At 54.3% G+C, this 21,125-nt stretch carries 18 protein-coding genes; 13 read left to right on the top strand and 5 right to left on the bottom strand.

The features are described from left to right. The 9 genes from J2W94_RS07485 to J2W94_RS07450 all read left to right on the top strand — a co-directional run bounded on the left by J2W94_RS07485 (position 1) and on the right by J2W94_RS07450 (position 10,938). Positions 1 to 918 (top strand): TolB family protein, encoded by a 918-nt coding sequence (locus tag J2W94_RS07485; RefSeq protein ID WP_310091808.1) that lies wholly within the window; start codon positions 1 to 3, stop codon positions 916 to 918. Beyond that, complete coding sequence (locus tag J2W94_RS07480) at positions 915 to 2,123, top strand: FlgD immunoglobulin-like domain containing protein (protein ID WP_310091806.1); 1,209 nt, start codon at positions 915 to 917, stop codon at positions 2,121 to 2,123. The genes J2W94_RS07485 and J2W94_RS07480 overlap by 4 nt, the downstream gene beginning before the upstream one ends. Beyond that, complete coding sequence (locus J2W94_RS07475; protein WP_310091804.1) at positions 2,120 to 2,590, top strand: tetratricopeptide repeat protein; 471 nt, start codon at positions 2,120 to 2,122, stop codon at positions 2,588 to 2,590. Before J2W94_RS07480 ends, J2W94_RS07475 begins: the two co-directional genes overlap by 4 nt. 44 nt (positions 2,591 to 2,634) lie before the next feature. Next, a complete protein-coding gene (locus J2W94_RS07470) occupies positions 2,635 to 6,987 on the top strand; it encodes a BPSL0067 family protein (RefSeq protein WP_310091802.1) in 4,353 nt (1,450 codons plus the stop codon). Between the two features lie 5 nt (positions 6,988 to 6,992). After that, complete coding sequence (locus tag J2W94_RS18155) at positions 6,993 to 7,364, top strand: STY0301 family protein (protein ID WP_430540593.1); 372 nt, start codon at positions 6,993 to 6,995, stop codon at positions 7,362 to 7,364. Positions 7,365 to 7,399: 35 nt separating this feature from the next. Next, on the top strand, positions 7,400 to 7,777 hold the full coding sequence (locus J2W94_RS07465; protein ID WP_310091800.1) for a hypothetical protein: 378 nt from the start codon (positions 7,400 to 7,402) through the stop codon (positions 7,775 to 7,777). A gap of 35 nt (positions 7,778 to 7,812) precedes the next feature. Further along, complete coding sequence (locus tag J2W94_RS07460; protein ID WP_310091798.1) at positions 7,813 to 8,322, top strand: hypothetical protein; 510 nt, start codon at positions 7,813 to 7,815, stop codon at positions 8,320 to 8,322. A 24-nt stretch (positions 8,323 to 8,346) separates the two neighbouring features. Further along, positions 8,347 to 8,970, top strand: a complete 624-nt coding sequence (locus J2W94_RS07455) for a hypothetical protein (RefSeq protein ID WP_310091796.1) — start codon at positions 8,347 to 8,349, stop codon at positions 8,968 to 8,970. A gap of 1,611 nt (positions 8,971 to 10,581) precedes the next feature. Then, a complete protein-coding gene (locus J2W94_RS07450) occupies positions 10,582 to 10,938 on the top strand; it encodes a hypothetical protein (RefSeq protein ID WP_310091794.1) in 357 nt (118 codons plus the stop codon). Positions 10,939 to 11,055: 117 nt separating this feature from the next. Here the strand turns inward: J2W94_RS07450 and J2W94_RS07445 are convergent, their stop codons facing one another. Both J2W94_RS07445 and J2W94_RS07440 read right to left on the bottom strand, forming a co-directional pair. Beyond that, positions 11,056 to 13,131 (bottom strand): hypothetical protein, encoded by a 2,076-nt coding sequence (locus J2W94_RS07445; protein ID WP_310091792.1) that lies wholly within the window; start codon positions 13,129 to 13,131, stop codon positions 11,056 to 11,058. 216 nt (positions 13,132 to 13,347) lie between these two features. After that, positions 13,348 to 14,256, bottom strand: coding sequence for a hypothetical protein (locus J2W94_RS07440; RefSeq protein WP_310091790.1), 909 nt, complete (start codon positions 14,254 to 14,256; stop codon positions 13,348 to 13,350). A gap of 400 nt (positions 14,257 to 14,656) precedes the next feature. Between J2W94_RS07440 and J2W94_RS07435 the strand changes: the two genes are divergently transcribed. From J2W94_RS07435 to J2W94_RS07420, 4 genes are all read left to right on the top strand, one after another. Continuing rightward, entirely contained in the window at positions 14,657 to 16,447 is a 1,791-nt protein-coding gene (locus J2W94_RS07435) for a reverse transcriptase family protein (protein ID WP_310091787.1), read from the top strand. 89 nt (positions 16,448 to 16,536) lie between these two features. Then, positions 16,537 to 17,214 carry a hypothetical protein gene (locus J2W94_RS07430; RefSeq protein WP_310091784.1) on the top strand — a complete coding sequence of 226 codons (678 nt, stop codon included), beginning with the start codon at positions 16,537 to 16,539 and terminating at the stop codon, positions 17,212 to 17,214. Positions 17,215 to 17,242: 28 nt separating this feature from the next. Continuing rightward, positions 17,243 to 17,497 carry a hypothetical protein gene (locus tag J2W94_RS07425; RefSeq protein WP_310091781.1) on the top strand — a complete coding sequence of 85 codons (255 nt, stop codon included), beginning with the start codon at positions 17,243 to 17,245 and terminating at the stop codon, positions 17,495 to 17,497. 947 nt (positions 17,498 to 18,444) lie between these two features. Continuing rightward, positions 18,445 to 18,891: a hypothetical protein gene (locus tag J2W94_RS07420; RefSeq protein ID WP_310091779.1), complete on the top strand. Its 447-nt coding sequence runs from the start codon at positions 18,445 to 18,447 to the stop codon at positions 18,889 to 18,891. Between the two features lie 72 nt (positions 18,892 to 18,963). Here J2W94_RS07420 and J2W94_RS07415 read toward each other — a convergent pair whose 3' ends face one another. The 3 genes from J2W94_RS07415 to J2W94_RS07405 all read right to left on the bottom strand — a co-directional run bounded on the left by J2W94_RS07415 (position 18,964) and on the right by J2W94_RS07405 (position 21,027). Beyond that, complete coding sequence (locus J2W94_RS07415) at positions 18,964 to 19,125, bottom strand: hypothetical protein (RefSeq protein WP_310091777.1); 162 nt, start codon at positions 19,123 to 19,125, stop codon at positions 18,964 to 18,966. A gap of 422 nt (positions 19,126 to 19,547) precedes the next feature. Then, entirely contained in the window at positions 19,548 to 19,793 is a 246-nt protein-coding gene (locus J2W94_RS07410; RefSeq protein WP_310091774.1) for a hypothetical protein, read from the bottom strand. 13 nt (positions 19,794 to 19,806) lie between these two features. Beyond that, a complete protein-coding gene (locus tag J2W94_RS07405) occupies positions 19,807 to 21,027 on the bottom strand; it encodes a hypothetical protein (RefSeq protein ID WP_310091771.1) in 1,221 nt (406 codons plus the stop codon). Between the last annotated feature and the right edge of the window lie 98 nt (positions 21,028 to 21,125).

The following is a 21,125-nucleotide window of genomic DNA, read 5'->3' as shown; positions in this document are numbered from 1 at the left end:
GTGAAGTTGCAACCTAAATTCGCAACGGGTTTTTCCCGCAGTCTGCAGTTCAGCGGCTTGATAGTGCTTGCCGCAATCTTCTCGGCCTGTCAGCTGGGCGGGAATGATGCGTCGTCGAGTTCCTTGGCTTATCTCGCCCAAACCAAGGGTTACTGGCAGGTGTGGGTCGCGGACGAGGATGGTTCCGGCCCGAGGCAGCTCACCAAACAAGATCTGGATGTCTCCCGCATCTCTTGGTTCCCCGGAGGCAGGGAACTGTTGGTCAATCTCCAGGATGGCCGGATGTTCCGCGTTGATGTCACTACGGGACAGAGCAAGCCGATTCAAGCGCCGATGCCCGGCATCCAGGATGCCGTTGTGTCTCCCGACGGCAAGCGCATCGCGTTCTCGTACGGGGTGAGCGAAAGCACCTACGACAACGATGTGTGGATGTTCGATGTCTTGTCCGGTGAACAAACTAAGCTCACTTCGGCACCTGGGCTCCAGCACGATCCCGCCTGGTCGGCCGATGGCCAGTGGGTCTATTTCCTCTCAGGCAGCGGTGGCCAGTTCCATGACATATGGCGCCTGAAGGTGGCGGATCTTTCGACCGAGCAGGTGACGGTCAACGAGCTCTATCATTTCGATCTGGCCCTTCGCCCCGATGGTGTGATCGCCTACTCGGGCAATCGCAACGGCAACTACGATCTATGGCTACGTTATCCGAACGGGCGTGCCGAAGCGCTGACCAACGATATCGACTTGGATGCGCGTCCCACCTGGTCCGGTGACGGGCAGTCGCTGCTATTCGAATCCTCGCGGAATGACACGCTGAACATATGGCGTTTCGATCTGAAGAAGCGGACGATGGATCCTGTTACGCGAACGATCGATGGCGCTCGCATGCCGGTCATCGCTACACGGGGGAAGGGCGCATGAATCACCCGTCTTTAGTATTCATCGCCATCGCCGTATCAGTCACAATGAGTGCCTGTGGTAAATCGGATGTTCCCAATACGTCGTCGTCAGTCGGGGCTGCTTCGGCAAAGGCGACCGTCGCTCCAAAACCTACACCAGCCCCGTTTCGTATCACTGACGTCCACGTTGACCGCGATCGCTTCGATCCCACGAAGGGGGAGAGTGTCGCCATCCAATACGCCATTGACGAAGCAGCAGAAATCACGCTGCATATCTACGATGGTCGCGATGCGCTGATTTATCGCGGCGAGACAGAAAAGGTGGCCGCAGGTGAACACAAGCTCAGCTGGGATGGCACCGATGCCTTAGGGGAGGACGTCCCGCCTGAAGCCTACAGCTATGTAATCGTCGCCACCAACGATAAAGGCACGGTTACGCATGACCTGACCGATCTGACCGGCAGCGAAGCGCTGATCGTTGCCGACCCCCAATGGGATGCGGCCACCGGCAAACTGCGTTATCGCTTGGACCGTCCTGCACGCGTCAATGTCCGCTTTGGGCTGATGGACGGACCCTATATGCGCACCGTCATCGATTGGGTGCCGCGCGATGCGGGAGATCAGATCGAGGCCTGGGACGGTTGGGACACCTCGAAAGTACTGAGCCTAGCTAAGCACCCGATGCTTTCGCCCACCGTGCGGGCTTATACCTTGCCCAACAACACGATCTTCGTAGGGCCGAACCCCAGCGAGGTGCATTTCGTGGCCATGCCAGCTCTGGGAAGCCGGGCACGGCAGACGAAGCCGGAAAAGACCCGCATGTACTTCCACGCCGATCAGCCGCTCGAAACACGCGGTGATATTCCTGTGAACCTAAGCCTTTTCGGCGGTGGAGAACGCGATGCTGAAGGACGATGGGTGGTATCGGGCATAGTGCCCATTCGCTTGGACGTGCCGCGTGAGGTTCGCGCACGTGTGCTCGAGCGGCGTTTCGAACCGGCCTTCTATACCGACGGCATCTTTGTTTTCGAAACTGAGGTCGGCGTGCTCCCTATCACCTGGCAATGGGACAGCACGGTCGTCAACCCTGGCGAGCACTACATCACCGCCAATATCCGCGGCTACGAAGGTAACTATGGCGCGGCCACCCTCAAGGTATGGGTGAAACCCGCTGCACGCCCCAAGGCCGCTCTCGCATCCACGATTGCTCCGAAGGTTGCACCATGAAGATTCGCGTTCTGGTTCTGGTCATCCTTGCGATATCGATCGCGCCGTCGACAGCGATAGCCGACCCGCCGATAACCCTGCCCGAAGACATCTACCAGCGCATTGCGATGGTCGAACGCATCCCGCCGGCGCAACGCAATAACGCGCAGCGGGTACAGCTGGGCCGGGACTACCGCAGCACGGGGCGTTTGGAAGATGCCCTGGTCCAGGCCCAGGCAGCGCTGGCCAAGCAGCCGGATGACGGCGACGCGCTGCTGTTACGTGGGGATCTGCAGTTCCAGCGGGCTGAGTATCAACAGGCATTGGCCACCTTCAATCGTGTCGCGCAGCTGCGTCCGGGCCAGGCCAATGTGCAATTGCGCCGGAGCCAGGTGCTTTCGGCCATGGGCAAGTCGCGCGAAGCCGAGGCTGCCAATGGCCTTTACGTGAATCTCCGCGACCGGCAATCCGTTTCCCCCCAACGCTAATCCACTTGCACGCAGTTGCCCCGGGCACTGCAAAGGACCAGAACATGCGTTACTTCATTCGTGGATTACTTGGGGCTCTGCTGTGGGTAGGCATATCGACCGCGCAGGCCGATGGATTCCGGGCGTCCTACACACAGGAAGCACAGCCAGGTAGCGCTGAGCAGCGACCCTGCGGAGGCTGCGATTGCGGCGGCGGAAACTCGACGGGATTCGCTGGCGCTAGCGTCGCCGATCCGATCTGGACCAAAGATGGCAGCTTGCATCTTAGCTATGCCGATATCGCCATAGGTGCGGTGTTCCCCATTCAAATCGTCCGTAATTACGACAGCCGCGCCGAATACGACAGTGCGGTGGGCTATGGCTGGTCGTTTGAGCATGATCAGCGCCTGTTCGAGTATCCAGATGGTTCGATCATCATTCGGTCCGGCTGCGGTCGCCGCGACAAGTATGTGTTCAGCGGTGGTGCTTATGTCACTCCGCAGGGCGGGTCCCAGGGGCAGCTGACCGAGAAGCCCGATGGCACCTATGAGTTCCGTTACCGCAGCGGCAGCCGTGATCTGTACGATGTGGATGGCCGCCTGGTCGCCCGTGTCGAACGCTCTGGTGCGCGGCAGGAATTCCTGTACGACAGCCGCGGCAAATTGCCGCTGGTGGGCACGTCGCCACGGGCCGTCGATCCTAACGCACCGATGGTGGTGGCTTATCAACCGCGAATCACCAAGATCCAGGAACGCGGCGCCGATAACACGCTGACGGGATACTTCGTCAACTTCGTGTATGAGGACACCACCGGCCGTCTGCTGACATTGACCGCCAGCGATGGCCGCCAGATCAGCTATGCGCACGATGTCACCGGTACGGCGACGCGAGGCAACCTAGTATCGGTTTCAGGACTCACCGACTACGCGCAGACCTTTGCGTACGCGGATCCCAATGACAAGCATAATCTGACGACCATCATCGATGGGGCCGGAGCCGAGCCGGTCGTAAACACCTTCGATACCAGCGACCGCGTGACCAAGCAGGTGGAGGGGAGCAGTACATTTGCTCTGACTTACCCTTCGCTCGGCGTGACCGAAGTCACTGAGACGGTCAAGAACTCCGCCGGCAGCATCTTGCAAACCCGTGTCAGCCGCCGCGAGTACAACGCGGCCGGGTATCTGGTGAAGAACACTGATCCGAATGGGCACGAACTTCGCTACACCTATGACGCCAACAATCAGATCTCGCGTACTGAGCTGTGGGAGAAGTCCGGTACTACGCTGGCGTTGGTGAAGGCGGTTGATACGACCTATACCGCTCAAGGTCTGAAGTTGACCGAATCCGTGACCCTGGATAGTGGCGAGGTCGTGACCAAAACTTGGACTTATGACAACGGCTGGGTGTCGAGTGAGCAGACTGCCTCGACGGCCAGCGCGCAGTTATTCCGTACCGAGTACACGTTCAATCGCGACGCAGGCGGCATCCCGATCACCATCGCCAGCGTCAAGGCGCGCAAGGACGATGGAACATTTGCGACGACCAGCTATACCTACTGCTCTGCCGCGGACGCAGCGGCCACCAATACGGCCTGTCCAGATACATCGCTAGTCAAGTCGATAAACGGGCCACGGACCGATGTCAGTGACGTCAGCACATTCACCTATTACGGCAGCACCGACACCTCGGGCTGCGATCAAGCAACCGGCAACTGCTTCCGACGGGGAGATCTTAAGTCCGTCGTCAACGCATTGAATCAGGAAGTTGAGTTCCTGCGCTATGACGCCAGTGGCCGGCCCAATCGGATACGGGACGCCAATAACGTGGTTGCGGAGATGACCTACCACCCGCGTGGCTGGTTGCAACAGTCAACGGTTCGCGGCGCAGATGACGCAGTGACGACGGACGATGCGATCACCCAGTATCAGGTCGATGCCCGCGGCAACCTGACGCAGTTGACATCGCCGGATGGCAACACGATCACGATGACTTACGATGCGCGCGATCGGCTGACTAAAATCAGGGATCAGGCGGGCAACGAGGTCCGCTATACGCTGGATTCCGTTGGCAATAGAACAAAAAAAGAGACTTACGACAGCGGGAACACACAGCGCCGCGTGCAGAGCTTCGTCTACGACAAATGGAGTCGTCTTGTTCAGCTCACTGGCTCAACAGCAGCGCAAACAACCAACATAACCTATGACGCTGCGGGTCGTGCAACTAGCATAATTGATCCTAATCTCGTGGAAGCCACGCGGGCATACGATGATCTTGACCGTCTTATAAGCAGTGTTGCCGATGCCAAGGCCGGCGGTATTCAGGCTGGCACGCAGTACAGCTATGACGCCGTCGGTAATCTGAAACAGGTCACCGACCCTAAAGGCTTAGCGACCAGCTACGTCTACGATTCGTTGGGCCGATTAGGGCAGCAGTCGAGCCCGGACAGCGGAACAACAAGCTATACGTATGACGACGCTGGGAATCGTAAGAGTCAGACTGATGCGCGCGGTGTAATTTCCAACTACACGTACGACGCATTGAATCGCCTATTGACGGTCACTTATCCAACGACTGCAGAGGGCGTAACTTACACATACGACGCCGCCAATGCTGCCTGTGCTATCGGCGAGACCTTCGCGACTGGCCGCCTGACCAAGATGGCCGATCAGAGTGGTACTACCGAGTACTGCTACGACCGCTTCGGAAATGTAGTCCGGAAAGTACAGAGCACGGCGGGTCTGGCATTTACGGTGCGCTATTCCTATACGTTGGCCAATCAGCTAAAGACATTGACTTATCCTGATGGTGCGGTGGTGGACTATACGCGTGATACACAGAGCCGCATCAGAGAGATTGGTGTCGCCTTGGGAGGCGGGGCGCGGCAGGTTTTGCTAGGCAATGCGACTTACTACCCAGCCGGTCCGTCATCGGGCTGGACCTTCGGCAACGGCCGCACATTGAATAGGGTCTACGATAAGGACTACCGTGCATCGACCATCAAAGACGCAGGAGTCAACGGCCTGGATATTGGATTGCGTTATGACAACGCAGGCTACCTGACGCAGCTAACAAATGCGGCATTGGCTACCACTCCCAAGACAAAGTATGCCTACGATGCGCGGGGAAGGTTGCTCAGAACCAGTGATGGCAGTACCAACGCCGCTATTGAGACCTACACTTACGATGCTACGGGTAACCGCACCAGCGTAGCTTTGGGTGCGGCGGCGGCACAGGCCTATACCTATGAAGCTGCCAGCCATCGTCTTACCCAGGTGGACGGGGTGGCGCGCGATTACGATGCGGCAGGCAACCTTACTGCGAGTGGTGGTACCGCACGGGAGTATGCCTACAACGATGCTGGTCGCATGAGCGTGACCAAACAGGCTGGCATCGTCAAGGCTACCTACGAGTACAACGGCTTGGGTGAGCAAGTGCGGCGTGTTACCAGCGCCAGTACAGTTTTCATCTATGACGAGGCTGGCCATACGCTGGGCCAGTACAACTCAACCGGCACGCCACTGCACCAGTATGTTTGGATGGATGATCAACCGGTAGGTGTAATTGCAAATGACGCCTTGCACTACGTCGAATCCGATCATCTGGGGACGCCGCGAGCGGTGATTGATGCGACCCGGCAAAAGGCGATCTGGATATGGGATTTGAAGAGCGAGGTATTTGGAAGCAGTGTGGCGGCTACGGATCCAGACGCAGACGGTATCGATTTCGTTTATGACCTGCGCTTTCCTGGTCAGCGTTACGACAGCGCCAGCGGTATGAACTACAACTATTACCGCGATTACGAGCCGAGAGTAGGGCGCTACACGCAAAGCGACCCGATCGGATTATGGGGTGGGGTCAGTACCTTCGGGTATGTGGGCGGAAGCCCATTAATAGCAGCCGATCCGAGAGGCCTACAGCAAAGGCCGGTTAATACATACTCGACTGAGTATCATACGCGAAACGACATGCCAGGGGTCAGAACTTCTCCGCCAGGCGAGCATGTATATCGAGATGCTTGGAGTATGGCCGAGCAGCTTTCCAAGAGTGCTTTCATCAAAGCATTTGATGAGGACAATGATGGTGACACGCATTGTGCAGAACTTATCAAGCACCGGCGTGTATTTGATGCAGCGCCAACTTGGGAGTGGAGGGCGGGACGCCCCATTGTTCCAGGAATGCAGATAGAAGTTGGAACTGCTATTGCAACTTTTGATGAGAACGGAAGGTATCCCAGTGGGGATGTAAAGCATGCGGCTATTTTCATAGCGTTTTCGCAAGACGGAAACGGAATATATGTTTTGGACCAGTGGGACGGAACGAGTCTTCAGTACAGAGATCTTCCATGGAGGTATCAGGGATCAAACGCGCATACAAATTATGTTAATTCAGCTTCAAGCTTTTCCACAATTATCTGGTGAACGATATGGTCATGTATGCACTACTACTAGCTACTGGAATCCAAGTATCGGGCTGCCCTGCGACGATTCAGGACACACAAGTTGTTGCGGTTAGTACGGGCTGGGATGTCCGAATCGAGAAGCGACCGCGCTTATTGGAAAGAGTAACTGTTTATAGCGGTGAACCATCGCGTCGTCGCTCTCTACAGCCTGTACCCGGTAAGAATGGCTCTAGCATTTGGGGGTTCGCGGGTGAGAATATTTGGATAGAGTGCAGATACTCAGATTCTGCTGCCGTGTTGATAAAGAATCTCGGCGTAGTGAAATCATGTTCTTTTGAACCGGCAGAGGGGGGAACTAGTAATCCAGCTAGGGTTACCTGCGAGAAGAAAAAATAGTGAGCGAGAAATAACCTTCGCGCTTGATAACCACAATGAACAAGCAAAGAAAATTATCCACTCGGATTTATGCGCTACCCAGAGACAAATGTGTTGAAACAACAATCGCCGCATTGGCGGATATAGGTATGCGCTTTATTGGGCAGACTGAAGAAGATGCAAAAAGCACCGCAGGTGATTTGTTGAGAATATTCAGCAATAGACTTATCAACTCTCGACGGAGCGGAATTATTGAGTGTGGACTCTCTTCGCTTGTTGAAGCACTGCAGGAAATAGAGCCAAACAAGATAATTTTAGTCCAACCATTTATGAGTGATAGGTTCGCTGTTACGGCTTTCTACGATGAAGTCGATGATTTGGTCGGCTACGTAACTGTAGACAGATTGCATCGGGCAACGGTTGATCCGGATTGATTTCTGGTCACTATTTCCGTGTTGATTTGGCGAAGATGAACTATCAACGCGCGGACGTGGGCCGCGGCCTAGCATTCAAGTCGGGAGCGGACATGGCTGCGATAACCAATAGATCATTTATCGAGAAAATGCATCGCACCATCTTCTCAAAGAAGAATGCATTCAATAGTTTTGAGACTTTGATCATTCAGTCGGTAATCGACCAGCTGGATCTGGAGGACGCCCGCATCCTCCGGGCACAAGTAGATTCATTGAATTCGACACATCGTGATTACGACGAAGACAAGAATAAGCTGGTTGTATATTTTTACTGGAAGTACTTTGGAAAGCCGAGAACTGACTTCCCATTGAAATGGGAAGCTTCAGAGAAGGAAAGAAAGTTGGCGCGTGTCCATATCGTATATGGCGATGAGCTTTCTATTACTGCTGACCTGTTCGTTGTCCTGGGATGCTTCTTTTACATTGAATTTTCCTCAAATAAAGAAGAATTCAGGCCGCCAAGTCCCAACTTCGTAATCAAAGATATTGAGGTGTTCAAGGTCTGAAAGTGACATGCAGCCAGCGGGTGCATGCCTGCACTATCTGTGAAATGGGTCAAGCCTTCAGGTTGGTTCGGGCGAATGCTCTTGTCAATCGATACGGCAAATCACAATTACAAGTGCAAGCTCCACCTCATTCGCTCCTGGATGATTGAGTTTGACGAAACTGGCTGTCCATGGCGAGAGATCGGTCTAGACGAAGATGGAGCTATCGTTGTCGTGGGTCCAATGGAAAATAGAATGCTAACGGCAACGCGGCTATTTCTAGCGCAAATGGGTATGGCTGCGACTTTGTTGTTGGCCTTGTATATCAGCATGCTCTTGAATTATTCAGACAATGACAATGAAGGCTCGATCCTCATATTGTCCTATTTTTATCTAATTACTATCAGAGCATTGATATTGCTGATTCCAACAATGGCGCTGTCTGTTGCGGTAAAGATTTTTCCAAAAAGTTCGATCACATCATTTCTTGCGGGAGCTATCTGTCTAAACCTAATTGCGCTTATTTGGTTTGAATACCCGGCTATCATGGATAAAGAACTGATAGGAGTTGTGCAGAAGTTGATTTCCTACAATATTGCTTGGGCCATCATTTTCTTCGCATCGTTGTTGATCGTAGGTGGCAGGAATATGAATTCTTCTCCGAAGTAATGCCAATAGCACGTTGTCGCGGGTCCAAGTGACAACGACTGGCTTCTGGTTGGAGACAACTATGCAGTTAGCATATTCTTTCGGAGAAGCAATGGCACAAGAGCAGTTCGAAGCATTGTGGGCCGCTTCCGGTGTTACCTGCTCCGGGTCGCGGCCTAACAGTTCATTCAGATCGAGCCGCTTCGGGGGCCAGTTTAATTCAGATGTTAGGCGACTCGGCCCATATTCATGCCCTCTATGCGCATCCTAAGGGCCTCGCTTATTGCGGCAATCCCCACTGCCACGATTCCGTTTGCGTTGCTGCTGCTAGTCGGATTCGTGCCTGCCACTGCACTGGAATCCATGCAGCCACCTCGAATTATGGTGTTTTATCTGCTTGTGTTGGGCTCCGTCTTCGCTTCCATATCCATAGCTACGGGGGTGCTTCATAAACTTCGCTGGCTGTCTCGCCGCATTCTTGCATTCATCTGTTGGATCGGGGCATTGGTACTCGGTGTGGCGTTCTGGTACACGCCCGGTGCGCTTCTGCTTTCCATAGGGTTCGCGGCAGCGTTCTCGGTTGCATCCCTTGTCATCAGCATTCCGTTGATTTGGCTTTGGTGGCTTGTAGCAACCGGTGGCGACCTTGGTGCGACTTCAACTTAAGGTTGCCTGACGTATCGCGGTGTGGATGGCCTGGGCTAGTAGTCGCCAGCTCGCCAGTTACATCTTCGTTGATCAACTCCAAGCTTGGCATAGGCTTGGTAGCGAAAGTTCGGTGGTATCGCTAAATAGTTGAATTGAAAAGTAATTGCGCGGCCTTTGTTGAAACTAGCCTCTTTTGCGTGTCCGCCGCGACGCTACTAGAGCCTTATGCATGCCAACCAGTAGCGGATAGTCAATTCAGTCACCTTTCGTAGGTGATGGGCAGAGGCTCTTCGCTAGCGGCTTTTGCTTCAACCCACAAGGTTGTCTCTATAAAAAAGCGCTCAATGAGCGCTTTTTTTGCTCTACACGCAACGTGTGAACTACTTACGTTGCTTCAATTGATCTCGGATGCTTCGATGCGAGCTGGGCGGTCAAGCGCATAAATCTGACTATGCGAGGACGACGCAGCAGTAGAGATTCGTTGCCCATTCCTACATTTTTATGAAAACAAAAACCAGGGACTAACGTGCATCTTCATTCGTATCGATTGCGAAATTTTCGGCGCCTAAAAGAGGCGCATATTGAGCTCGCAGACGATATCTCGATATTCGTGGGCTCGAACAACAGTGCAAAAACAGGGTCAGAGCGCGTTTCTCTACATCTATACTTCTGACCGCCAGTTTTTGACTTCGTCGGATTAGATCCATGTCAATAACTCAGCCTGGGTACTACCGCCTCCTTCAGCCCAACAAGAAGCTCGAGTCATGGGCAGGCGCCCACTACGATCTATGGCTTTCTGAAGAATTGCTAGAGCTATGCGGAGTGACCCAAGGAACTCAGCGCGAAGCTTGCTGGACGGCTGCCGTCATCAAGTACTTCCGTGCTTTCAGCCCAGCTCATTGGCCGGCCAACGAAACAGTTCTATCTAAGCTTTCCCCGGGTCATCTCGAAACGCATTTCTTCATGATGTATCTGCGTGACTAGATGTTCACACATCGACTAGGCGTTGGGGATAGCTATGAAATTACTGCATCTCTTCAACTTAACGGCGCAGGTTCACTGGAGCTGGTCTATGTCGGTCCAATGAAACCTGAAAGAATTAGCGCGCTTGGTGACGTACTTGCGCAGGAGTTCCTCGATTTGGTGCGGACGGTCAGAATACTGGTGACCAAGGGATTCGAAAATGAGAAGGAAAGTCTGCTGAAGAAGTATCGCGGCCGAGCCTTGGATCAGGTGGTGAAAGGAGTTCCGATGTTGCAACGGAACATATGGCCAAAGAGAACTGACCCCGCATTCATAAAATATCGCGACAGAAAAATGGCTGGTCTTTCAAAGCCATAAGTTTGGTTCGCCAACCCAGCCTGCACGCTTAGTTGTCTTCGTCCCATTTTTAGATTGAAATCGGGCAGTTCGTTCGCCGGGCTGGTGGAAATGGATTGGTTTCGAGGGGCTCAAGGGTCAGGTTTCTTCTAGGCGCGCTAACTTGCCAGTGCGCATAACTTCTTCGAAATTATCAATACGAATTCCTCTGGAAAGTCCGCCCGAGGGATCTAGTAGAGGGTCAACGAGAACTGTCAGGTCGCGTTCGTGTAGCTGGCGCATGAGCGTATCGAACTCTGCGTCGGTGGCGATAATGGATACGATAAATCTGGGTACTATCAGGCCGGCCCGGCGCCAGCTCTCAAGATATTTTTCTAGGCTCAATGGTTCGGTCAGCAGGAAGATTGTGTTCTGGAATGCGATGGGATCACCCGAGCTTTCTTCAAGTAACATCATCAGCGGCGCGTAGTAACCATCGACCTCGGAATAGCTTCCGCCAATCGAAGCGCTATAACGCGTCGCTGTAGCACCGACGCATTCGGTACACGACTCATCTGCACTCATATATTTCATAGCGGCGACATACGTCGTAAATGTGTCGCTAACCGACGTGTAGCACCACGGGTCGCTTTTCAACTTCGCGGACTCAAAGCTTTCGTTTAAGTTGGTCGCCTGCTCCTCTGCTTCTTGCAGTCCGCAGCGTGCCACACGTCCGCGTTCGTGTGCATATCTGGCACTACCATCAACGAGGTCAATACGTACACACCATTGCCCGAAGGTGGAGTGCTTGAAACCCGGGTTCCACAGCATTACCTTCACGCCTGGTAGTTGCCCTGCGCTTCGAAATACGCCTTGCCCTCGAGGCAACAAACCGAACCATTGGTCGTAATTGAAGTTTCTTAAAGATTTATTGCTTTCGAAGAAATCGCAACGGATTACACCGATCACCCTATCTGTCGGTCGAACGCAATCTCTATGGCAAAGCCCCACTTGGAGTTCTGCATCCTCCTCGTCTATTTCTATGGATGGCGTTGATGATTCCGAAACTGGGTCTCCACAACGCACGCATCGTAAAGTTGGTCCGCTAGACGAAAGAAGTTTTCTACAAAGCGCTTCATGAGCAATCACAAATGGCTCAGCCTCGACTCCGTCCGTGTCGTTTGCCAGAAGCAGATTGACGCGATCATCATTATTCAATGGAGAGCATTCTTCGAGGAAACGTTCCATCCCTGCAAAAGTGGCAGTGCGGTGCAAGACGCGCAACTTCATGCCATTCAGTAAGTGAACGTTGCCATGGGAGTAGCGAAGTCGGCGGCTCCCATCGTCGTTGAATCGGAACAACTCCATAATTAGATAATCGGAACTCTCGACGAACGATTCGACGAGAATGACATCACGACCCGAAGACAAATGACCATCTAGCTGGAAAGGCGAAAACAGCTTTGGTGTCGTCTCGTCGGTTTGAGTGATTGTCCGGGAGCGGAACATGGCGCTCATCTTGCTATCAAGGCCGCTCCTATCGACTGAAAGGCGATCTTTAGCTAGTGATACAGCGAATGCAATAAGCGCCCCCCAGATCACGTTAGCTGGTAGATCAGCATGTCCGCATATAAGTGTGAGCACAGCGGATTCCAGCGGGGAGCCTGATTCAATGTCCAAAAGAGCGACCCGCATCTTTCGCAGGATATGCTCAAAACTTTCGGCTGGCATTTTCTGCTTGATCAGATCCAAATAATGGGCCTCTGCCAGCTCCCTAGTCTTTGCCAATACCTCCATCTCGGATTGAGTGGCGGGATTCGCATCGCTGCTGGATTCGTTTAGACGTCTGGAATCTGTGATTCTTTTTAGTTCCTGTGTGATCCTGCGTGATGAGCGAGACGAAGTCGCTAAGAGATACACATCGCTAGGGCTATCGTCATATATATGTTGTCGGACGAACTGCCGGATGACTGAGGAAAACTCAGAACCTTCTCCGGATGAAAGATGGATGGTCCGCTTAGCCTGAATGAATACCCGCCCGCGGGATGTATTGAGTACGAGATCATCAATCGCATCGTCGGTCTCGAATCGGAGCTCATTAACATCCAGTGCATCGCCCAACTGAAGAGCAACGTAGTTCTTAGTTCCAACAAGCATTTGCAGCATCACCAATGCCGCTATGCGCTGCTGAAAATCTATTCCCGCATGTGCCGCCGCACCGCCGCTGCCGCTCATCTTTACTCCCTAAATACCTGCCCGTTCGCACATACTACGTACCAAATTATCTTTTTCGACTCGCGACCGGGCCTTAGGCAAGGGTAGTCCATGAACCCGCCGAAGGGAAAGGACGCTAAGGAAAGGGGTCGTAGAGCGTTTTCAAGAAGCGCACTCTGACCCCTACTCTTTGAGCCAACCTAGGGTTAGAACCGTACCAACACGGCATGCTATCTATTAGTCGAGGGTCAAGCGTAGGTCAGCTTGCCCGGGTCCTGTCTGGTGACTGTGTACGCGCAAGATGGCGCGCTGAACCTTTAGCTTGTTGTTGGCCTTGGTCTGGGTGATGCACACGTCGCATACCAAGATGTCGCCCTTACCAAATCGTTCGCCGTTGTCGATTCTGGCGATGAACTCTGGATCTTCCATCGTGAACTGAAGCGAGTTCTCGCCGTCCCACATGGTCCACCTGTTAGAGGTGCCGTCCTTGAAGCTGGGCTCTTGGATCGTTAGCCCCATCTTTAGGGACTGCTCGACCACTGGGGTCTCCGCTGCGATGGGATGGAAAAAGCCCGCATCGTTGTCGTTTGCAGAAACCACCATTTGGCCTTCGGACAGAATCTCAATCTTGTCCACGCCGGGTTTCGCAAGCGCTTCGCCAACGAACTTCTGCGCCGCGAGAGCCGCCTTGTCGTTGAACACTACAGTAAGCGACTCCGTCTGTACTACCGTCATGTTGCCGTTGTTGTTGGTGACGGTGACTGTCTGGTCGTTATTGTGCTCTACCTTCGCGGGCGGCTCACCACGCAGGAACTGGAAGAGGCCTAAGGACTCCTTCACCGTGTTGACCACGCTGGCCACGTCGGGCGTGGTGCTGAGAATAGTGGCGGCAAGGCCCACGACCTGGAATATCAAGTCGGTCTCGAAGGAGCCCTGATTGAAGGCGCTCACCTCAGCCTTCACCTCCACGTCTCGACCGTACATCTCATGGGTCGCCACCACCACGTAGTCGGCAAACGCCATCATGTTCCGCGCGGCGTCGTAGACGTCCATGATGCCGTCATCGACGGCTATACCTTTGTAACGCAGCAAGATGCTCACGCCGCGTTCCTTTTCTCTGTTCGGCAATTCGACAGGAATCATCATTCCCTCTCCCCGTGTCAAGCGGTGAGAAACCCACCGCGCACCCCCGTGCAGGCTGGAGTGTTACACGCATTGGGCTCACCCCGACACTCGATCAGTAAGCTAGGGACTGTAAATAATTCACACCAAAGGGCTATAGGCCGGGTTAGTTCTATCGACCCCCCCCGCCTTTATCCCTGCAATGTTGGGTTGATAGAGCCGACCCAGCCTGCGCGCTGGACTGATGGGACCAACTCAGCCTATGTGTTGCGTGTGAAAGCAGCTCGACGTGGTAAGGCTTCGGAAGGTCTAGCATGTTAAGCTGCAGCTTGGGGCGGATGACTAGACTTGTTGTTCAGGGCGCGACTCGCGTCCGCCATCGCGGTATCACTTGCTTCGCCTGGTTTAGCATCCGCCCCTCTTTATGAGCATATCTAAGTTCGTACCGGACCTAAGCGCGATAGGATCAACCGAAGGCCTGGCGCGTGCCTTGGGCGTTAGCACCCCACTTTTTATAGAGGTGGTGGAGAACATCAAACCCCACGATCTTTATCGTCGTCACGAAATAGCGAAACGTGCGCCGTCTAGGTCGCCACCCCACTTTACTGAGATCGCTAACACAGGAATCAGGGCGCAAGTCGTCTCACTTCCGGATTACAGACTAGTCTGGGAACCAGATTCCATACCCCTTAAGCTCGCGCACAAATCCACTGCTGCGTGCTTGAGCGCTTACCTAGGTGCGCGAGTAAGGGGATTTCCTCACCCAGATTCATTCGGCTATCTAAAGGGAAGGTCGACGCGGGATAACGCAGAGAGACACAAAGGCGCCAAACGATTGCTGGGCGCTGATATCAAGAACTTTTTCCCATCTATAACCATTGGTCGTGTGGAACTAGTTTTGAGGGGGGCGGGCATCCGGAGCGATATTTCTAAGATCCTGGCAAAGTTCTTGACGATTAATGAAGAGCTTCCGCTTGGCTTGAATTCCAGCCCATTGATAGCGAATCTCGTCGCGCATCCTCTCGACATTGAATTCTCAGAACTTGCGGCAAAGCTGGACTGCAACTACACACGTTATGCCGACGACATCACGTTCTCGTCCAATAAGTTGCTGCCCGAGCGTAAAGACATAGTTAAGATCTTCTCGCGCAATGGATTTGAGGCAAATGACAAGAAATGGCGTTTGTCAAAGCGCGGACAACGTCATTACGTAACAGGACTAAGCGTTGCAGATTCCCTGAGACCCCACGCCCCTCGAGCGATGAAGGCGAGACTTCGCCAAGAGCTCTTCTACATTGCTCGTGACGGATTAGAAAAGCATGTATCGCGCTTGAACGGAGAACCTACTGAGCAAAGCGTAGTCAATAGGATAGACGGTACTGTGAGCTATATCGCCAGTCTTGAACCTACGCTTGCATTCAAGCTCAGGGCCCAATGGGCATCCATTTGTGAGCATGAACGAGTGGGCCGCTCGTTCGAGCCGCGAAAGTTTGTGAATTTATCCGACTTTGATTGGTTCATCGACGAGTCTGAATTCACAAAACCCGATGGAACTAAGATCCTTGCTCTAGCTTGCGTACATGTTCACAAGCCCGTTGAGTTCGAGAACGAGATCGTCGCTGCATACGAGCAGGAAGCAGGTGATCCGTTTAGCCAGATGGCCACAAGTAGGAAGCGCGGATTTCACTGGGCGGATGCTACGCCTAGCCTGAGAGAAAAAGTCGCTAAGCATGTTGCTACTCATCCCCTTCGCGCAGTCGTGGTAACAGATACCTTGACTTCGAGCAGAACCTATGAAGAAGTGTATTGCGGTTTGTTGAGAGAGGCCATGGGACGCATGTTGCGAACCGCGGATGGCGCATCCGTTACCATAACTGTCGAAGCAAACTCTTCTAAGATATCGGAACAGAAAATCAAATCTGCCATTGATGATGTGTATGCATATTTGGCGGATAAGAATGAGCGTCGCCCTGTCGCCCCCGCTAAGGTTTCCATTCAAAAGAAAGGCAGTATGAGTGGAATGAGCGCGCCAGATATCGTGCTCGGCGCATTAGCTGGCTACTTGCACCATTATCTTGGGAAGGGTTCAGATTCACTGCGGATAGAGACTTTCGAAAGAATCAGATCTCGCGTGAAAATGCTAATCGATCTCCAGACTGGTGAGACCTTCCACCGCAATAATCCTATCGCCCCATGGCGCAGCATTGCGGAATAGCGGGCGCAAGGCGAGCGGAGTTCATGCTCCGAAGATGGGTTGAGTGAAACGACACCCGTCAATTATGTATGGCCAAGGAGACCCTCTGAATGACCATGCCTGATTTGTCATTCGCCCAACTGGACATCCGGCTCCGAGACATTCCGGATGGCCCCTCCGAAATACTGAACACCCCGAAGCCCTACCGCATACTCAACTACATAGGGTGGGCTGGCGCAGTCACCACACTACTGCCCTTTGTACTCGTCCGTCTCATGACCCCAGCCATGTGGATGATCACCATGGCCCAAGTGGGTTTCGCGATCTTGCTCGTCGCCTGGCTGCCCATGCTTGTACGCTCCTACGGCATTCTGGGCTGGACGCTTTGGCGCTGGCGAGAGGACCAGGTGAAGCAACTGGACCACGATCACCCCCATTTCCACGCCATTGTGGTCTGGCTGAGCGGATTCTCATTCGAAGCGCTGGCGGAGCACCGCCGCACTGCTCAACTGGCGCAGCGGCAATTGAGTGCGAAGCTGGGCTTGCTTGCGGGCGGCGTTGATCGCTTGGGGATTCTTCCCGTGCTGGCAGCCGTGTACCTTTTTCTACGCAACTGGAAAGACTTGCTAAGCATGCCCGGTTGGCAAATGATGTTGGGATTGTTCCTGGTGCTGCTCTACTTGATCATCACCGCAGGAACCCTCATGAGAATTCGCCTGCAGCTTTACGACACCCTGCTGAGCGACGCTCTTGAGCGCAAGGACGTTGTCGCCAAACAATGTCAGTAGATACAGGTTGCTTTCGTTGAAGAATGAAATGAACGAAGACCCATGGAAAGTACACGGCTACTTTTTCTCAATTTGCTTTGGGATCTTCATGGTGTCCCTCGGTTGGCTATGCGCGTCCTTTCTGGGCGTGCCGAGCGGTGTTCCTTTGAAGGAAGTGCTCACTCCTCTTCAAGGCGTGCTATTCGTGGGGCTGCTGGGAGTTTGTGCAGCCATCGCTTATCTGCTTGCCAGAGTTGCATCCCTGGCTCTCAATTTTCTGATCAAGGCGATGCGGGCGAAATGAAGCGGCTCGGCGACAATTTTGAATCTTGTTGGCCCTCGCTAAAACTGTGAGTTGACACCACACCCCTACCTTCGCAAACTCACTTCCAAGGAGCGTCGAAACTCCTCAACCAGCGGTACCCACCTCCGTCAAACTGGTGGGTTTTTTGTGCCTATGCACTGGGCACAGCCGACGCAATCCGTTCTGCGTCGGGAGGGCGGCTGAATACAAGACCCGAAAGGGGAATATGCCCGCCGGCTGGTTAGAAAAGGGGTCAGAGAACATACTCACTTCAATCGGATATGTTCTCTGACCCCTTGCAACCCAACGATACCCATCACGCGTGCTTCCTGCCACCGGAGGTCCTCGCTCGCGAAGATAACGGCCGAACGCAGAAGCGAAAGGGTTCGTGGCCGGCTCTAGAAGCGCTAGCGCAAGCTTCTTATCTCCGTCCGCAAAGCTCCGAAGGCGAGACTTGGCACATTTAGCTTTGCGCGCAAAGAAAATTTCCTTGCGCGCAAAGTATTGAGAGTCGCGCTTGCAGCTCCGTGCTTAGCGGAAGCCGCTATTACGGTCGGCGCCCGGAGCCCCCGAACGTAATGGCGAAGTAATTTGCTTTGCGCGCGCAGTTCTTCGGCTTGCGCGCAAAGCACAGAGGCTTGCGCGCAAGGCATTTTTGCTTGCGCGCGAAGTGGAAGTAGGTCAAGCGTCGCCTCCAGAACCTTGCGCGCAAAGCAAATTGGCTTGCGTGCAAGGTTCCGAACCTTGCGACTTGGGGTGGCTAGGCCACCGACATTCACCCGGGCTACGATGCTCTGACCCTATTTGTTGGAGCCTGCCCCATCTGGGCCCGGCAGTCGTTCCGGCAACACCGGCGGTCTATGTCGATTTCCTGGTCTCCCATTCGTCTTTAGAGAGAGTCCGCGCAATGCGGGGGACTATCACAGGCAAGGCCGGAAGGAGGCCTCATGGCAGACAGCAACAACCATCGAGCAGCGGAACTCCCGCTGACGCCACACCCCACGATGAAACGGCTCGCGCATCTCTTGGGTACCTGGAAGAACGAAGGCCTCGTCCCGGGAACTTCGACCTATCGGATGGGGCTGGGTGGTCACTACCTCATCCAGGAGTTCGAGGCGACGACCCCACGCGGCCGCAAGCTGTCGGGGATCGAATACATCACCTGGGACGGGGACACGCAGAGCCTGCGTTCCCATCTGATGGCCGACGATGGCAGCAACTTCACCTATACCCACCAGGTCGACGACGACGGGACCTGCTGGACCTGGTTCGGCGACAAGGATTCGGACAACTTCTTCAAGGGCAAGTTGAGCGAGGACGGCAGAACCATCACGGGCCGATGGCAATGGCCGGGCGGTGGCTTCGATGTCGTCTCAAGGAGGACGGGAGACTGAGCCCCGTAGGATGCGGTAAGCCGAAGGCGCACCGCATCGTTCGCGTGATGCCCGCGATGGAAAAGAACGGGGTCAGAGTACGTTTTCTAGTACCTGCACCTGCTGGCCGAACTCAGCCAACCCGAACACACCAACTCCGACGCCCTCATTCTGCCCCGCGCCGGCCTGGCCCACTGCTTCACCCAACTGGCCGAAGCCGCCGACCAGATCGCCGCCACCACTACCTCCGGTCAACATAGAAAAGCATGAAGAAGAAGCAAAGCAGTGCCTTTATGCTCATCTGAGCTAGGCGTCTACCTGGATTGGCCTGGAGCCACTATTCCCGCAAGTGCTCCAAGTGATGCGGAGCCAAGTGCGGTGAGAATCACTGGGAAACTATCGACCTTCCCGTTGTTGACTATCGCCAAGTACGCAGCTATTCCGACAACAACGAGAGCAAGGGTGCTTAGAACACAGATTACAACTCTGTAAACGAATCTATCTTGCTCGAGCGCTCGAGCAGAATCGGCGAGATTTTCCTGCTGTGACATTTGTCAATCTCCTCAGGTTAGTTCGGCTGATAAGAAGCTGATAACTATCATTGAGGGTACTAAGAACACGTATGATCATCCTCAAAGTTGGCATACAACGCTACCGCGCACCAACTTTCCGTCTTCTCAGTCCGGACCCTCTACTACGCCATCGCCCGCCGTCCAAACGGTCGCCTCCGTCACCACGACCATATACCAGTCGTGGTCGGCTCCACTCTTCCATTCGATCTTGTTGGGGGCCTGGCCGGTGATGCGGAAGATGTCCGTCGGCCCGATGAGCAGTGTATTGAAGCCATCAAGAAACTTGTACTGGGCAAATTTACGCTGCGCTTCTTCTTCGTCGGCAATTAGAAATATCTTGGAAACATCCATCGGCTTCTTCCTCTCAAGGCTTGGGCTTGTCCCAGTTTCGCAACGCGGCTTCCAGCTTCGCCTCATCCGCCAAGTAGGATTCCGATAGATCGGAGCCGCGAACTGCACTCTTGCAAGCCTCACGAGAGGTGCAGGCGACGCCGAGGCCGTGATTCGTGCCGGCCCTCGTTTCGAACATAACCATCTTGTTGGCGAGCGTCTTGGGGTCGGAGGTCTCTATCCGCGCAAATAGCCGTTGCATGAAGCTGTTGTGCCTCCTGCCCTGTGCCAAGTCACTTCGATAGCCAGCGGCATTGGCTATGCCCATTTTGATTTGCTGCCTTGCTCGATCGTCCTTCGCCCGGTCGCTGATGATCTGTGTGCAGGCTTTCACCGCGTCGTCATTGAGTTTCCCGGTTCTCTGGAAGTATGCAATACAGAACATGAGCGGCTCATCGATGCCAGGGGATGTCACGATGTTCTCCACGGCCTGCGCAACGGCAATGAGTGCATCGTCTCCCGGCGGCGTTACGGTGTAGGCCAAGCCTTCGTTCGTCCCGCCGGTAGTGGATGCGTTGCTCTTGGAGACAAAATCCGCTGCCAACGTCAGCGCCTTGTCCAGCCTGCTGGTGGCCGTCTTCAGTTCGTCCTTGCGCTGCGCCACCATCGTTTCGGCGCTCTTGCAGGCCAGCCACTCGTCGGCTGTCGGGTCCTTCGCGTCGGCCGCGGGCTTCTCGGCAACGGTGTCGCACTTACCTGCCTTGTTGGCGGATGCGTACGCCTTGTCCGCTGCCGCCAGGTTGGTCTTCGCGGTGCTTTCTTCGACTCGGAATTGCCCGATCAACTTGGCCGCCTCGGTACCGTCGATCACCGAGGCAGAAGTGGCAGGGCCTGAAATGATTGTGGGCTTGGCCCGGATGGCACCGGTCAGTTGTTCGATCGCGAGGACTGCCACCATCGACTTCTGGTCGCGCGCGGCCTGAATGATGAACTGATCCTCGTTCAGTGCGCCGGACAGATACCGTTCGCAAGTGCGATACATCGACTCGCGCAGCAGGTTGATGGTTTGCGTCCGCTCGACAGTAGCGGCGGTTTCCGCCATCGAGTTGGCGAACGCCGCATTCCGTTCGGTCGCGCCCAGTCCGAGGTTTCCGCTCAAGCTGCTCGCATAAGCGCTGAAGACGTCCGGCGCGGCTTCGGCGCACATCCGAAACCGAGTCACCTTGTTGGCGTCGGGCTCAGGAACAATCAGCAAGTGACGCTGCTTTGCGTCTACCGTCAGGATGCTCGCGCTTTCTGAGCCTTTTACCCGGTGAGTTCGGTGAACGCTATTGAGACTCGCGCACCCATTGA

It is taken from the genome of Pseudoxanthomonas sacheonensis, from assembly GCF_031455975.1.
GTDB classification, from domain to species: Bacteria; Pseudomonadota; Gammaproteobacteria; order Xanthomonadales; family Xanthomonadaceae; genus Pseudoxanthomonas_A; species Pseudoxanthomonas_A sacheonensis_A.
This window is presented reverse-complemented; position numbering and strand designations above follow the sequence as displayed.